Source organism: Bacillus sp. SB49 (genome assembly GCF_000469135.2).
Classification (GTDB): domain Bacteria; phylum Bacillota; class Bacilli; order Bacillales; family Halobacillaceae; genus Halobacillus.
The window spans coordinates 653,138-667,706 of record NZ_CP048117.1 but is presented as its reverse complement, the minus strand read 5'-3'; the positions used below and the strand labels follow the sequence as shown (position 1 = coordinate 667,706).

The following is a 14,569-nucleotide window of genomic DNA, read 5'->3' as shown; positions in this document are numbered from 1 at the left end:
TTAGATAATCTTACAAGATTTATACTGGAATCTTTCCTATAGATTATGTCAACTATACAGGAGGTACAAATAACATGAACCATTTCACCTATCACAATCCTACGAAGCTGATTTTCGGAAAAAATCAGCTCGATGCATTGAAACAGGAAATACCTAAGTACGGCAAGAACATTCTCCTCGTCTATGGTGGCGGTAGTATCAAGCGGAACGGCTTGTACGATCAAGTCGTGAAACAATTGAGAGAACTCGACGTCACCATTTCCGAATTGAGCGGAGTCGAACCAAACCCTCGTCTTTCCACGGTAAGAAAAGGAATCGAAATCTGCCATCAGGAGAACATCGACTTCCTGCTTGCCGTCGGCGGAGGAAGCGTCATCGACTGTACCAAAGCAATTGTTGCCGGCGCAGCGTATGACGGAGATGTTTGGGACATCATCAATAAGAAAGTGACAGCTGAGGAAGCCCTTCCGTTCGGAACGGTGCTTACCTTGGCTGCGACCGGTTCCGAAATGAACCCGGATTCTGTCATTACGAATTGGGAGACAAATGAAAAATACGTATGGGGAAGCCCCGGGGTCACCCACCCTGCCTTCTCTATTCTAGATCCCGTCCACACGATGTCCGTCCCGCGCGACCAAACGATCTACGGAATGGTCGACATGATGAGTCACGTGTTCGAGCAATACTTCCACAACGTCTCCAACACGAAGCTGCAGGACCGTATGTGCTTCTCTGTCCTGCAGACCGTCATCGAGACAGCTCCGAAGCTGTTGGAAGACTTGGAAAGCTATGAGCACCGGGAGACGATTCTTTACTCCGGTACCATCGCTTTGAACGGAACCCTGCAAATGGGCTATTTCGGAGACTGGGCTTCCCACACCATCGAGCATGCGGTATCCGCTGTCTATGACATTCCTCACGCCGGTGGACTCGCCATCCTGTTCCCGAACTGGATGCGCCACGTTGTCGACCATGATGCCGAACGGATGATGCGAGTGATGCTTGCGATGTTCGATATCGATACGACAGGTAAAACCGATAAAGAAATTGCACTGGAAGGAGTCGATAAGCTGAGCGCCTTCTGGTCCAGTCTCGGTGCCCCATCGCGCCTCGCCGACTATGAAATCGGCGAAGACCGTCTGGAAGAAATAGCAGAGATTGCAGCGAAAGAAATGCAGCACGGCGGATTCAGCAACTTCCGCAAGCTGAACAAAGAGGACATCCTTTCCATCCTGAAAGCATCGTTATAAAAATGTAGACAAAAGCCATGGCGGATCATTCTACCGCCATGGCTTTTTGTCACGAAAAAAAAGGAGGACCAATGAATTGGTCCTCCCGTTCCTTCTTTATTTGTTCGAGCGTTTCAACACACTCTTATAATGAGTGAACGTATCAAAGCTCGCTTTTCCGTGGTACGCGCCCATGCCGCTGTCACCGACACCGCCGAACGGAAGATAGTGAGACGTCATATGGTTGATGGTATCATTGATCGCTCCGCCCCCGAAGGACAGATTGCCGAAGACGTCATCCTGAACCCCTTCATCATCAGAGAACAGGTAGAGAGCGAGCGGTTTGGGACGATCCATAATTTTCTCCACCGCTTCCGGAAGCTCGTCATAGGTCAGCACCGGAAGGATCGGTCCGAAGGTTTCATCCTGCATGACCGCATCATCCCAGGAGACATTATCAAGAATCGTCGGCTCAATGAAAAGCTGGGAACGGTCAGACCCGCCTCCTGCCGCTAACGTCCCGTTATCCAGGAACCCTTGCAGACGATCGAAGTGTCGTTCACTGACCACGTGAGGGAAAGTGTCCGCAGATACTTCCGTCCCGTAGTTGTTCGTGATCACTTGTTTGATTTTAGCAATGAGTTCATCCTTCACACGGCTGTGTGCAAGCACGTAATCCGGTGCGACACATGTCTGTCCGGCATTAGCATATTTGCCGCGTGCAATCCGTGCGGCCGTTTCATCAAGATCGGCATCCTCGTGCACGATCACAGGGCTCTTGCCGCCGAGCTCCAGTGTCACAGGAGTCAAATGCTTGGCTGCCGCCTCTGCAACGATGCGGCCGACACCGGTACTGCCAGTGAAGAAAATATAATCAAAGTTCTCTTTCAGAAGCGCCGTACTTGTCTCTACTTCCCCTTCCACGACACGAAGATAGTCCTCGTCAAAATGGTCGTTGATCAAGGCTGCAAGCAGATGCGACGTGTTCGGTGTCAGCTCGGATGGCTTCAATACGGCTGTATTCCCTGCAGCGATCGCTCCCGCCAGTGGGTTCAATGCAAGCTGGAACGGATAATTCCAAGGCGCAATGACAAGGGCCGCTCCATATGGATCAGCCATAATGAAGCTGGACGCACCCTCATGCGTTGCAGGCGTAGGAACTTCCTCCGGCTTCGTCCAATCCGACAGGTGCTCGAGCATGAAGTCGATTTCCGATACAACGAGACCGATTTCCGCCCGTTTCCCCTCTACTTCCGGTTTATTAAGATCCGCTTTCAGCGCATCAAGAATGTTCTGCTCGTTCGCTGTGACGAGGTTCTTCAATTTATTCAACGCCTGTTTACGGAATTCAACGGACTTCGTCTGTCCTGTCCGGAAAAAGGCTTTCTGTTTTTCAAGCAGTGATTGATAGTTTTCCATGATGTATTCTCCTCTCATCATTCTATTCAAAGGCAGCCGGTTCCAGCCGCCTCGTTTTGTGTGAATGACCAACAGAGCGTGGTCTTTGGTGTGCGCCATTAAAGATACGCCTCCTCAGGTAAATGGTCAAACCATTTGTTTCGGAAGGCGAAAGAGTAAATACCGACCATATCTCAGTTGAGAACCATTCCATACCCAACCAAAGTAACGAGCAGCTTCATTAAAAAATGTAAAAGATACTTTCTTTTCTGATAGTTTGTTAGAATGATAGTAACAACACACACTGCATTTACTACACAAACCTTTCAACCGCCTTGATAAACCCTTCCCTTGTCTACCAATCCTGTTATACTCTCAATTTTTTTCTGAATGTCAGAGGTTCTTTCTTTTATTTCTATTCTCTTTTTATTATAATTATAATCTGAGATTAGTTTTAATTATGTTTCTATTATATAGAGGAGGAGATTTGAACATGGATAAGAACGAAATGCACGACAGCAAAGCTGGCAAGTGTCCGGTATCTCATGGCAAAACGCAGGAAGAAAACGCCGTTACAACGACGAAAGTCGGTACGACGAATAAAGACTGGTGGCCGAACCAGTTGAACCTGCACATCCTTCGTCAGCACGACACGAAGACGACACCGATGGGAGAAGACTTCGATTATACAGAAGAATTCCAAAAATTGGATTACGATGCACTCAAACAGGACCTTCATAACCTGATGACCGACAGCCAGGATTGGTGGCCGGCCGATTACGGTCACTACGGCCCCCTCTTCATCCGTATGTCCTGGCATGCGGCAGGAACATACCGTACCGGAGACGGCCGTGGTGGTGGAGCAACCGGGAACCAGCGCTTCGCACCGTTGAACAGCTGGCCTGATAACGCCAACCTCGATAAAGCCCGCCGCCTGCTCTGGCCGATCAAACAGAAGTACGGCAACAAAATTTCCTGGGCAGACCTGCTCGTCTTGACCGGTAATGTAGCTCTTGAATCCATGGGATTGAAAACGTTCGGGTTCGGCGGCGGTCGTGAAGACATCTACCATCCGGAAGAAGACATCTACTGGGGTACGGAAACAGAGTGGCTGGGTGACAACCGCTATTCCGGTGATCGTGAACTGGAGAACCCGCTCGCAGCTGTACAAATGGGACTGATCTATGTAAACCCGGAAGGACCGAACGGCAAGCCGGATCCTTTGGCAAGCGCCCTTGACATCCGCGAAACGTTCGCACGAATGGGAATGAATGACGAAGAAACTGTCGCTTTGACAGCAGGCGGACACACCTTCGGTAAAGCCCACGGTGCCGGTGATGCCGAAGCACACGTCGGCGCTTCCCCTGAAGCCGCAGACATCGAAGATCAAGGCTTAGGATGGAAGAGCACTCATGGCAGCGGAAAAGGCCGCGATACAATTACGAGCGGTGTCGATGGTGCCTGGACAGCAAATCCTACGCAGTGGGACAACGGCTATTATGACTTGCTGCTCGGATATGATTGGGAACTGACGAAGAGTGCAGCCGGTGCCTACCAATGGAAGCCGGTCAATCCCAAAGAGGAACACCTCGCCCCGGACGCGGAGGATGCTTCCATTAAGGTGAATACGATGATGACGACGGCTGATATGGCACTCCGGGAAGACCCTGAGTACTTGAAGATTTCCCGCCGATTCCATGAAGATCCGGAATATTTCGCTGACGTCTTTGCACGCGCATGGTTCAAACTTCTCCACCGTGACATGGGACCGAAAGCCAGATACCTCGGCCCAGAGGTACCTGATGAAGACTTGATCTGGCAGGATCCGGTACCGGAAGCCGACTATGAACTATCCAGTGCAGAAACAGCGGAGTTGAAAGAGAAAATTCTTCGATCCGGACTGACGACGAGCGAGCTCATTACGACGGCCTGGGCTTCCGCAAGCACCTTCCGTGGATCGGACAACCGCGGGGGCGCCAACGGAGCACGCATCCGGCTTGAGCCACAGAAGAACTGGGAAGTGAACGAGCCCGAACAGCTGGATCACGTCCTCTCCGTTTACGAAGATATCCAAAAAGACTTGGATAAGAACGTCAGCCTTGCTGATTTGATCGTCCTCGGAGGAAGTGCGGCGGTAGAAAAAGCAGCCAAAGAAGCCGGCTTCGAAATCACCGTTCCGTTCGCCCCGGGGCGCGGCGATGCTTCCCAGGAACAGACAGATGTCGAAAGCTTCGATGTGCTGGAGCCGATGGCAGACGGGTTCCGTAACTATGAGAAGAAGCGCTATACGCTGAGTCCGGAAGAGCTGCTTGTCGACAAAGCCCAGCTCCTCGGACTTTCCGCACCGGAAATGACGGTTCTCGTCGGCGGCATGCGTGTCCTCGGCGCGAACCACGGCGGTACAGAGCACGGCGTATTCACCGACAACGTCGGCACACTGACGAACGACTTCTTCGTCAACCTGCTTGACATGGGCATCGAATGGAAGCCTGCCGGATACAATGAATACGAAGGACGCGACCGCATGACCGGTGAACTCGTTCGGACAGCGACCCGCGTCGATCTCGTCTTCGGATCCAACTCTGTTCTACGGTCTATCGCAGAAGTCTACGCGCAGGATGACAGCAAAGAAAAATTTGTCCAGGACTTCGTGAACGCCTGGGTCAAAGTCATGAACGCCGACCGTTTCGATTTGAAGAAGAAGAAAAACCTCGCCTATAATTAATAGGACATCCCCCTGAAAGCATCGCGCTTTCGGGGGTTTTTTCAATCATTTCTCCTATACGAAAGAACCATCCCCTTCTTTTTTGATATAATTCCATTAATAGTAAAAAGAGAGGAGTCCCGCTTTTGGAAGAAATCATCCGCTTTGAGAACGTCACAAAGAAATATAAAGAAACCACGGCCATCGAGCCGCTGAATTTCCATATCGATCGTCAGGATATCGTCGGCCTGCTTGGACCGAACGGTGCCGGTAAAACGACGATATTGAAAATGATCGCTACACTCACCTACCCGACGAGCGGCGATATTTACATAAATGGAAAACCCAACAGAAAGAAAAACCCAATTATATCCTGCATCATGGAAGGAAACAGGAACCTCTATTGGAAATTGACGGTCAAAGAAAACATCGAATTCCTTTTGACCTTGAAAGGAACCAATTATAAAACGAAACAGGATCAGATTACTATGCTGATGGACGAGTTTGCCCTGACATCGAAGCGTAACGAACTCGTCCAAAACCTTTCAAGAGGGATGCAGCAGAAACTTTCCATCTTGATCGCCCTCGTCGAAGATACGCAGATCATTCTCCTTGATGAACCGACGCTCGGACTCGATGTGTCCACTCTGAGAGATTTAGAGAAACTGCTTCCTTCCATCCCCCATCAAATGAATAAGTCCTTGTTAATCACTTCTCATGATATGAGATTCGTCGAGAAGGTCTGTAACAGAGTTATGATCCTTCAAGAGGGAAAGCTTGTTGCTGAAAAACACGCCGAAGAACTCAAGACAATGATGGATGCGAAAACGGGGACGGTCACCGTAAAAGACATGGGAGGCATGGAAGGTGCGCTTGAGCAGCAATGCCTTGCTTTTGTGAAGGATAACGATGGACTTCACATCACATTTCACAACATGGAAGAGTTCATGGGCATTCTTGAGCTCGCCGGAGACAAAGGGGAAATCATAGCATTCCATTATGGTCAGACGGCGCTTGAGGACTTATTCTTGGAAGCCATCCAATAAGGGGGACAGGTTCATGATGTTATGGAAAGCTTACATAAAGAAAGAAGCCATTCTAGCTAAACGGTACATCACCGATACCATTGGTGGTGGAATCACAATCTTCCTCGTGTTCCTGCTCATCTTCTATGGATACTCCGGCATCGTCGGCTTCAACCTCGGAAATGATACGAAGGAAAGTTTGATCCTGAGCTTCATCATCTGGATACTGGCGATATCGATTTATCAGAATATCACCGATTCCATTGAGGATGAAACACGGATCGGCACGATTGAACAACTCTACTTATCTAAATACTCCTTCCTCACGGTCATTACGTTCAAGTCATTCGCCATGCTGTTGATCGACTTCATTCAGATCTTTGTACTCTTAATGCTTATGATGCTCGTCACCCAGACGTTTCTTGATTTCCACAATATCGGATCCATCCTTCTCCTCACCTTCTTTGTTTCACTGAGCTTCTGGGGCCTCGGCTATGCCCTCGCCGGCGGCGTGCTGCTGTTCAAGAAAATCGGAACTTTCCTGCAGATCATCCAGTTCGTCCTGCTTGGACTGATGTTCCTTCCTGCCGAGGCAAGCCCGTTTTTCAAGCTGATTCCATCGGTTTGGGGATTGAATCTGCTGCGCGAGGTGATGGTGCACGGTACGCAGCTTTCCGCCTTTGGATGGACGGATTATCTGTATCTGACCCTCCCAAGCATCGCTGCCCTTCTCGTCGGGATACTCCTGTTCCGCAAGTGCCTGACGAAAGCGACGGAGCAGTCCATTCTCGGTTTTCATTGATCAGGCAGGGGTTAAAGAGAGAAAAATAGAAGAAAGTCGTTTTATTCCAATAGAATCAGGATAAATATCCTACACCGAATAAAATGACAAAGCTGGTGATCCTTTTGACTGCTTCCATTAAAAAAGTAGGGTTGGTCGCTGCACCAGGCTACCCCGATAAGCTTGGAGCGATTCTTGAGAACGAACTGCCCGACATGCTTGCATACTATGTAGATGAAACAGCCGATTGGCAGGTGGAATACAAGGTCCTTTCCCTCACCGGGGCGACAGAAGATCCCCGGGAAGTACTGGAGGCGACACTTGACGAAAAGCAGGAACAGGGATGGACGTTCGCCATTGCGCTGACCGACCTGCCCCTCTTCCATGATAAGAAAACCTTGATTGCAGAAACGCTCGCCCGGGGGTGCACCGCCCTGATCAGTCTTCCCGGGTTAGGAGCTGCGCCGATGGTCAAACGCGTAAGGGAAGCGATTCTACAGCTGATCAACGAAATGTATTACGGAAGCTCAGATAAAGACAGGGAAAAAGCCGAGGAGCGAATCCAATCCAAGGACGAAGACAAATATCCCGAATTAAAAAACAAGAGTTCGACAAAGCTGATGCGGCGAAGAGGTCTGGAACTGTTTTCTCCGATTCTGCGGGAGGCACCGGTCGAAATGGACAGCGACGTCGACGTCCGCTTTACGATCCGCTCCCGCGTGGTAGGCCTGCTCCGGCTGATCACGGGAATGGTCCGGGCGAACCGTCCGTGGTCGATGTTCCCGGCATTCATGAAGGTTATTGTGCTCGCCTTCACCACAGGTGCCTATGCTCTCGTCTTTCCGACCTTATGGAAGCTTAGCGACCACTACAGTACGTGGCGCATGCTCCTCTTATCTGTCTTATCAATTCTTGCGATGATCATCTGGATCATCCTTGCCCATCATTTGTGGGAACGGAAAAAAGATAAAGAAAACAGCCATCTGCGCCGGCTCTACAACACGGTGACCTTCTTGACGCTCGCCGTCTCCGTGATGCTCTATTACGCACTCTTATTCCTGATTTTCCTCGTCACCGTCTTTCTTCTTATTCCGAAAAGCATGCTGGAATCCCAGCTGTCCGCCGAAGTGGGCTACATGCAGTTTTTCTATATTGCCTGGACCGCCACAAGCGTGTCCACCATCATCGGAGCACTCGGTTCGGCATTGGAGAATGAAGAAGTCGTCCTTTCCGCTACGTATGGATACAGACAGCGCCAGCGCTATGAGCAGATGAAAGAGGCTGAGGAGAATGAAGACAAGGAGCGTTATTAAAGGAAAAGGGAGGACTCGACCAGGCGATTTATGAATCTCTGATTATTAGGTATAATAGCCGTACCGGGTGAGGAAAAAAACGAGTCTCCCCGAATAAAGGAGGCATGTCGTGTGGACCGCAGCCGTGAAGAAGCCGTAATTCATAATTATCAAAAAGGCGAAAAGATGATGATTCTGCTTTTTGCCCAGTGGTGTATCAATCATGAATTGGACCCTGCCGCCATCTATACAGAGGCCTATCCGTACCAGGATAAAAATAAAGAATTAGTGGAAGCTTTGGAGCTTACGGTAACGAAAGAAGAGTCGGACTTCATTGATTCAGGGATGCTGCTTGAAGCGCTGTCTATCTATGGAAACGATGATCTCGCTTTTGTTGTGTCGGAGTTGGTAAGTAAGAAGAATTTGTAAGGACGTTTAAACGGGAAGAGGGTATGCCTTTAAGCATACCCTCTTCCCACTTTTATTTTAAGTGATAGATCGAAGTAAGAACTACATTCCATAACGAGTAATGCAGGGACTACGCAAAAAAAAGACCCAAACATCGAAGTTCAGGTCTTGTTAGAAAAAGCATATTTTTTACTGGGAAAGGTTTATTTTAGTTAGACACCTTCTTCTCCAGCCACGTCACACACTCCACGTGACTCGTGTGCTGATCATAGTCAGCAAATAAAATGTAGTTGTGTTCACCTTATTTATCACGCTTACCACGACGATAAGTTTTAATATGTACTTCCTTTCCATTTTGTATTCGTGTTATATTCTCTAACTTTAAGTTGTGTCGGACTTATCCTGTCATCCATTTTAGTAGAAAGCTTGTCTAGGTTACTTTTACTTTGGTATTTAAATAAATCTTTAATTTTCTTCTCTATGTAAGCCTCTCCCTGAGCAAGAGTGGTTTAGTCATGTTACTTATAAAGTGTAATTCTCGAATCGTGTACAAAATTTCTAATCTTATAGATTGTCTCTTTTGAAACCTTAGATAACTCTTTTAAGTGTTTATCGTACAATTTCCTTCCCTCTTCATCTACCCACCTATAATCACTGTTCAAGTGAGGGTGTAAATGAAATCTATTATTTTTAGGGAAGAAGTTAAATATTAGATGCGTTGTGTAGTCCTCAAGAGATTTCAGTAAGCTATTAAATGCTTTTTGTAATTCTTGGTTAAAAAAACTCTTGGATAGCTTTGTGTATGAGTGGACAAAATCATCGATTATTTCTCGTTTTTCATAAGTATATGCACAATAAGTATTTATAAATTCGATAATATCTATTAAATCATCATCTTCAAGCCTATCAATTACTTCGCCTAACATGGCTTCATCCATTCGAAATAATCTTTCGTTTTTTTCACCATTTCGTTTTGCTTCTCTTACCTCTGCACTTCTTACCCACCCCCGAAATTTGTACTCAGAATCATCTTTCCTTACAAATTCTTGTAGGGAATAAGAAATTTCTGTAGGAATTTCTTCTATACCTCCAACAAAACTAACTATGTTATCTAGAACAGTCTTTTTAAAACGATCATACTTTTCAATGTTAGATTGCTTAGCCTCTCTCTCATATACTTCTAGATTTATACTTGCAGCCTTCTTGTTTATTAGGTATTGATCATTTAAAACTATAGAAAACACAGGTATTTCATGCTTTATTGCAAATTCATATTCTAATTGCGTATAGCTTTTACCCGTCTCAGGTTCTAAAGATCCATATTTACCTCCTAATATAAGCATTAGGAGATCAGACTCTTTAATCCACTCTTCAATCACTTGCCATTGACTTTTACTAGCAGCAGTAAATAACTCCATACCTGCAGGGATGTGACCTGCTCTCAAGATACCTTCAACAGCTTTTTGCCTCTCATCTTTCAGGTCCAAGTAAGTTGAAGAGACAAAAACTTGCAATTTCTTATCCATTTTAAAATTCCCTTCCTGTGACAAAACACTCAAAAACCAACAAAGTTCATTTTATTATACCAAACATAACATATTAAAAAGACAAGATAACAAAGCTTAAAATGTAATGCATTACATCCCCAAATAATCATTTGGGGATTTTTATTCATTTTAGTTAATATAAATACAAATAAAACGCTTTTTAATAGTGTTTATTTTTCCGAATAGGAATATTTATTCTTTGTTTTTTTATTTCAATGTAATACAAAAATAATCTATAATTGGTATTATAAGCAAAATATTTTTTTAGGAGGACTAAAATGGAAAATGAAAATCTTTATTTGAATTATATGGAAAAGAGTTCAATTATAAGTTTAATTACTAGATTCAATGAGATAAATGATAAGACAAATAATACAGAGTATAGCCTAACTAATACAGAACTATTAGAGTGGTACTTCTTAATAACAAGAATAAATGAGATGAATACCTTAAATGTAACAGAAAGACTCAATATAAATGATTTGGAACAAGAAACAATTTTTGATTGTTTTAAACACGTTGAAGAACTAAAGGTAAGAGCACGTTTTAGTTTGAGACATCGAGGAATTACAAAAGAAGAACAAAATTCATTCATTGCTAATCGTGACAAAGAACTAGCCAATGTCACACTTGCAGACATAGCCAGTAAAATAGATGTGGGCAAGCTACCTAAAAAAGAAGTAATTGAGCTAGATGAAAAGGGTGTGATTAAAATAGATCCTAGTAATCCATCATATAAGTTCTTTACGGAAGATGATTAATGTATGAATGCTTTATACCCGAGGTATATGTAGACGTCAAGTCGAATTTTACACTTTATGCTCGTTTTCCCTTTACACTTCTGCTGAAAATATGCTTTTTCTATTTTTCATACGATGACTTTCCTCATTCTCTCCGCCATGTATAACTTCCACACGATGGAGTAAACGATCTAAAATCGCTGTCGTAATCCCCTGGTCGCCAATCAAATGCCCCCATTCCTCTGGACTTTTATTTGAGGTCAAAATGATCGAACTTCGTTCGTATAAATGGTTAATTAAATGAAAAAACAGATTTGCCTCTCGTTGATCCATCGCCATATACATCAGGTCATCAATAATCACAAGGTCAGCGTTTCTCATTCGTTTCAGTTGTACCTTTGATTTGTTCAGATACTCTTCCGTCTTTAAGAGCTGCACAAGATCCCCCATTGTAACGAAGTAAACATTGAATCCCCTGGAAACAGCTTCGATCCCCAGTCCAATGGCAATATACGTTTTCCCTATGCCGGGTGGCCCGAGAATAATTAAGTTATACTGCTGTTCCAGCCAGCTTAACTCTCTGAGTTGAGTTAGTTGGCGGGCAGTCAGAACGTTTTGACCACTCAGTTCAAACTCATCTAACGACTTAACGAAAGGAAAACGTGCCCATTTCATTCTTTTTTCAAGGCTTTTTGCTTCACGCTTTGCTAGTTCATATTGCGTAATCGATTCTAGAAATTCTAAGTAGGTCCATGAGGATTTTTCAGCTTCGCGAAGAAGCTGTGGAAGCTCCTCCGCCGTTTCTGAGAGCCGTAACTGACGAAACTGATCTTGTAATTCTTGTACTGTCTTGTTCATGATGATCGACCTCCTAAAATGCTGGTATAAGCATTTAAAGATCGAGTAGAGGCTTTAATATGACAACGTCTTGTTGAATAGGTATTAAAGGGTTTTATCTCTTTTAGCGGGTCATGAGGTAATTTATGAATGTGCTGGGCGATATCACGAAAGTCATTCGCACTAAACAGCTTTTCTCTCATACATTTGGCTAATACTTTTCCGATTACCGTTGGGTACTGTTGGATGACCTGGTGAATGATCGCAAACTGGTCTCGACGATACCTTGGGTATCTTTGGCTAATCTCGTCAAAGTAAGTAGCTGCCTGTGTTTGATTTTCAAAAAAGGAGACCAACCGTTGTTTGAATTCTTCAACCCCTTTGGAGCGATCACGGGTATGATTGCGGTTTTGAATGAGCTTTCCTTTTTCTAAACTGACACAGTGTTCGGCGATGATTTCACTTTCTGCTTCCTTTCGAATTACGAGCGTCGCCGGTTCTTGGCCTGTCACTTCAATCAAAACATGATTATCAACGTTTGTTTGATAAGTCCCGAGAGGGACGGAATATCGATTAGACTTATACCGGATTGTATTGTCCTTGCTTACACTTCTTGATATACTTTGATTATTGGTACTTTCAAATGAAAGTAGGGAAGAGACCGGCTTTAAGTGTTGCTTTTCGACGAGAAACACTTCGGCTGGTCTTTTTTTTGTTGTCTGATGAACTTGATAATTTCCGGTACGCTTTAGCCATTGTAGGGCCCGCTGATTCCAATCCTCTATATCACGGAACACTCGACTGTCTGCGAAATTGCCTTTAATGTACTTCACTACATTCTCAATCATTCCTTTAGATTCCGGATCAGCTCTCCTACACAAATGAACCGTAAACTTACGTTCATTCACATAACTTTGAAACTCAGCTGTTAAAAGCAGCTGTCCTGCATTTTCACTAACCGTAATTAAATGATCCTGATCGTATACAATTTCTTCTGTACACCCTCCGTAGAATTGAAAGGCATTTTCATGGCAGCGAATCGCATCTCTCGTGGTAAATGGTCTTGACTGCCATTCCATATACTTTTGTCTGGAGTGGGCGAGTACAAACGCAATGAAATACAACTTAATCTCTTTACGGTCAGTTGTCTTCTGTTTTGTTTCACCCCAGTCTACCTGGAGTTGTTTCCCCATTGGTTGTTCAGGTATTGCCTCATATTGGCGAACCAATTGTTTCTTCTCAATTTGGTAGACTTCCCTGACTTCTCTAACATATGACCTCACTGTACTTCCACCGACCGCTAGGTCGGGGTATCTCTCTAAAAGCCAATCGTGTATCTGTGCAGCACTCAAGTGGGGATACTCTTCTAACCAGGCGAGTATCCAATCTTTGTAGCTGTCTAATTTCTTTTTCTTGCCAATCGGTTGTTCCGTATAAGCTTTGGCTTCTTCAAAAGTCATCTCTAAATATTTATAGACAGTTGGTCTTGAGATCTTAAGCTCCTTAGCAATTTGTGCTATTTTAAACTTCCGTTTATGTAGGTCTTTGATATTTAAATACAACACTAATTTCTCCTCCAAAATCCTAACCTCCAGTAAAATAATGTCACCAACTATTTTACTAAAGTAATAGGCTGATAGAGCAAAAGTGTAAAATCTTATCAAGCGAAAACTGTCAACTTTATTCTAGCGTTTACAGTATATTAAATCGGTTCTTTATACACCAAACATGAAATGGGCTGGTCTATATGAAGCAGCATGAAAGAAAAGGCATTCATAAACAATACTTGCTAAACAAAAATAAAACTCCCCCCTCTGAAGCTAAGGAAAGAGCGGAAGAAATGAGATTAAACGAGGTTGAGCTGCATGTGTTTAACAGTTCTTCAGAATTAGATGGAAATACGGGAGTCTTTGGTTTAGGTGTTTCATATGTTGGACAGAGTCAAGTAATTACTAAATCTAGAAAGTTTTATTTCCCTACTCAGAAAGGGAAAATTCAACAAGTAATGGTTCAATCTATGATTTTCTCTTTAATAAAATTAGAAGATATTCTGCTTTGTAAAATAATAAAACCTAAAATAGTAAACATATATTCTACTTTAGAATCAAATGGAATTGATGTTTTAGGACACCACCCTCTATATCTGTCAAATAATGTGCAATATATCAATCAACTATTCAATAAATTAAACAGAGATTTTCATGATATTTCCTTTCATCATATGCAATTGGATAAGGGATTACGTACTTACAACCCTTTTTTTAAAGCTGCAAATAATGCAGCACGCAATATTATACAAAAATAAACATAAAATTCCTATGTGAAAAGTTATTTAAAACTAATACTTTATTTAAATGAGTGAGATGGCTTTACGCCTCTCACTTTTTCTTTGCACTCTACGCCTACATTCTTCTTAACTTAGAATGTCTCTTATAAATGGGGCTTAATGTTTGCCAATCTATATGAATAATTAGCGAAATTGTATAAAAACAGAGCTATTACTTGTTATAAATAAGAATTGTAAGGGATTATTTCCCCCTCCCTATAGAAACTCTTCTAATCTCCCTTTACATGAACAGTACCATGCTGACCGAGTTCGTCAAAAAAG

The 14,569-nt window shown here is 44.1% G+C and carries 12 protein-coding genes; 8 read left to right on the top strand and 4 right to left on the bottom strand.

Annotated features, from left to right (window positions below; all coding sequences use genetic code 11):
* Positions 1–74: 74 nt before the first annotated feature.
* Positions 75–1,250: an iron-containing alcohol dehydrogenase gene (locus tag M662_RS03385; RefSeq protein WP_026578713.1), complete on the top strand. Its 1,176-nt coding sequence runs from the start codon at positions 75–77 to the stop codon at positions 1,248–1,250.
* Positions 1,251–1,346: 96 nt separating this feature from the next.
* On the opposite strand, the gene M662_RS03380 is transcribed toward M662_RS03385, so the two are convergent.
* Positions 1,347–2,648 (bottom strand): aldehyde dehydrogenase, encoded by a 1,302-nt coding sequence (locus tag M662_RS03380; protein WP_026578714.1) that lies wholly within the window; start codon positions 2,646–2,648, stop codon positions 1,347–1,349.
* A 472-nt stretch (positions 2,649–3,120) separates the two neighbouring features.
* Here M662_RS03380 and katG point away from each other — a divergent pair, with 472 nt between their 5' ends.
* The 5 genes from katG to M662_RS03355 all read left to right on the top strand — a co-directional run bounded on the left by katG (position 3,121) and on the right by M662_RS03355 (position 8,858).
* Complete coding sequence (katG, locus tag M662_RS03375) at positions 3,121–5,352, top strand: catalase/peroxidase HPI (RefSeq protein WP_026578715.1); 2,232 nt, start codon at positions 3,121–3,123, stop codon at positions 5,350–5,352.
* A gap of 125 nt (positions 5,353–5,477) precedes the next feature.
* On the top strand, positions 5,478–6,377 hold the full coding sequence (locus M662_RS03370; RefSeq protein ID WP_051348984.1) for an ABC transporter ATP-binding protein: 900 nt from the start codon (positions 5,478–5,480) through the stop codon (positions 6,375–6,377).
* Between the two features lie 13 nt (positions 6,378–6,390).
* The gene (locus M662_RS03365) at positions 6,391–7,158 is read left to right on the top strand and encodes an ABC transporter permease (protein WP_026578716.1); all 768 of its coding nucleotides are present in this window, start codon (positions 6,391–6,393) and stop codon (positions 7,156–7,158) included.
* A gap of 95 nt (positions 7,159–7,253) precedes the next feature.
* Positions 7,254–8,450: an MFS transporter gene (locus tag M662_RS03360; RefSeq protein ID WP_328700187.1), complete on the top strand. Its 1,197-nt coding sequence runs from the start codon at positions 7,254–7,256 to the stop codon at positions 8,448–8,450.
* Between the two features lie 111 nt (positions 8,451–8,561).
* Entirely contained in the window at positions 8,562–8,858 is a 297-nt protein-coding gene (locus M662_RS03355) for a hypothetical protein (RefSeq protein WP_008637708.1), read from the top strand.
* A gap of 497 nt (positions 8,859–9,355) precedes the next feature.
* Here M662_RS03355 and M662_RS03350 read toward each other — a convergent pair whose 3' ends face one another.
* Positions 9,356–10,363 carry a DUF4062 domain-containing protein gene (locus M662_RS03350; protein ID WP_026578718.1) on the bottom strand — a complete coding sequence of 336 codons (1,008 nt, stop codon included), beginning with the start codon at positions 10,361–10,363 and terminating at the stop codon, positions 9,356–9,358.
* Between the two features lie 299 nt (positions 10,364–10,662).
* On the opposite strand from M662_RS03350, the gene M662_RS03345 reads away from it, so the two are divergent.
* Positions 10,663–11,145, top strand: a complete 483-nt coding sequence (locus M662_RS03345) for a hypothetical protein (protein ID WP_026578719.1) — start codon at positions 10,663–10,665, stop codon at positions 11,143–11,145.
* Positions 11,146–11,217: 72 nt separating this feature from the next.
* On the opposite strand, the gene istB is transcribed toward M662_RS03345, so the two are convergent.
* Together istB and istA are read right to left on the bottom strand one after the other, a co-directional pair.
* Complete coding sequence (gene istB, locus M662_RS03340; RefSeq protein ID WP_026577073.1) at positions 11,218–11,982, bottom strand: IS21-like element IS643 family helper ATPase IstB; 765 nt, start codon at positions 11,980–11,982, stop codon at positions 11,218–11,220.
* Complete coding sequence (gene istA, locus M662_RS03335) at positions 11,979–13,526, bottom strand: IS21 family transposase (RefSeq protein WP_051348847.1); 1,548 nt, start codon at positions 13,524–13,526, stop codon at positions 11,979–11,981. Before istA ends, istB begins: the two co-directional genes overlap by 4 nt.
* A gap of 182 nt (positions 13,527–13,708) precedes the next feature.
* Here istA and M662_RS03330 point away from each other — a divergent pair, with 182 nt between their 5' ends.
* The gene (locus tag M662_RS03330) at positions 13,709–14,266 is read left to right on the top strand and encodes a hypothetical protein (protein ID WP_026578720.1); all 558 of its coding nucleotides are present in this window, start codon (positions 13,709–13,711) and stop codon (positions 14,264–14,266) included.
* Positions 14,267–14,569: the final 303 nt, after the last annotated feature.

Bases quoted from the DNA above. Each gene is read 5' to 3' on its own strand.
- M662_RS03385 (WP_026578713.1), top strand. From the start codon at position 75: ATGAACCATTTCACCTATCACAATCCTACGAAGCTGATTTTCGGAAAA.
- katG (WP_026578715.1), top strand. From the start codon at position 3,121: ATGGATAAGAACGAAATGCACGACAGCAAAGCTGGCAAGTGTCCGGTA.
- M662_RS03350 (WP_026578718.1), bottom strand. From the start codon at position 10,363: ATGGATAAGAAATTGCAAGTTTTTGTCTCTTCAACTTACTTGGACCTG.
- M662_RS03365 (WP_026578716.1), top strand. From the start codon at position 6,391: ATGATGTTATGGAAAGCTTACATAAAGAAAGAAGCCATTCTAGCTAAA.
- M662_RS03380 (WP_026578714.1), bottom strand. From the start codon at position 2,648: ATGGAAAACTATCAATCACTGCTTGAAAAACAGAAAGCCTTTTTCCGG.
- M662_RS03345 (WP_026578719.1), top strand. From the start codon at position 10,663: ATGGAAAATGAAAATCTTTATTTGAATTATATGGAAAAGAGTTCAATT.
- M662_RS03330 (WP_026578720.1), top strand. From the start codon at position 13,709: ATGAAGCAGCATGAAAGAAAAGGCATTCATAAACAATACTTGCTAAAC.
- istB (WP_026577073.1), bottom strand. From the start codon at position 11,982: ATGAACAAGACAGTACAAGAATTACAAGATCAGTTTCGTCAGTTACGG.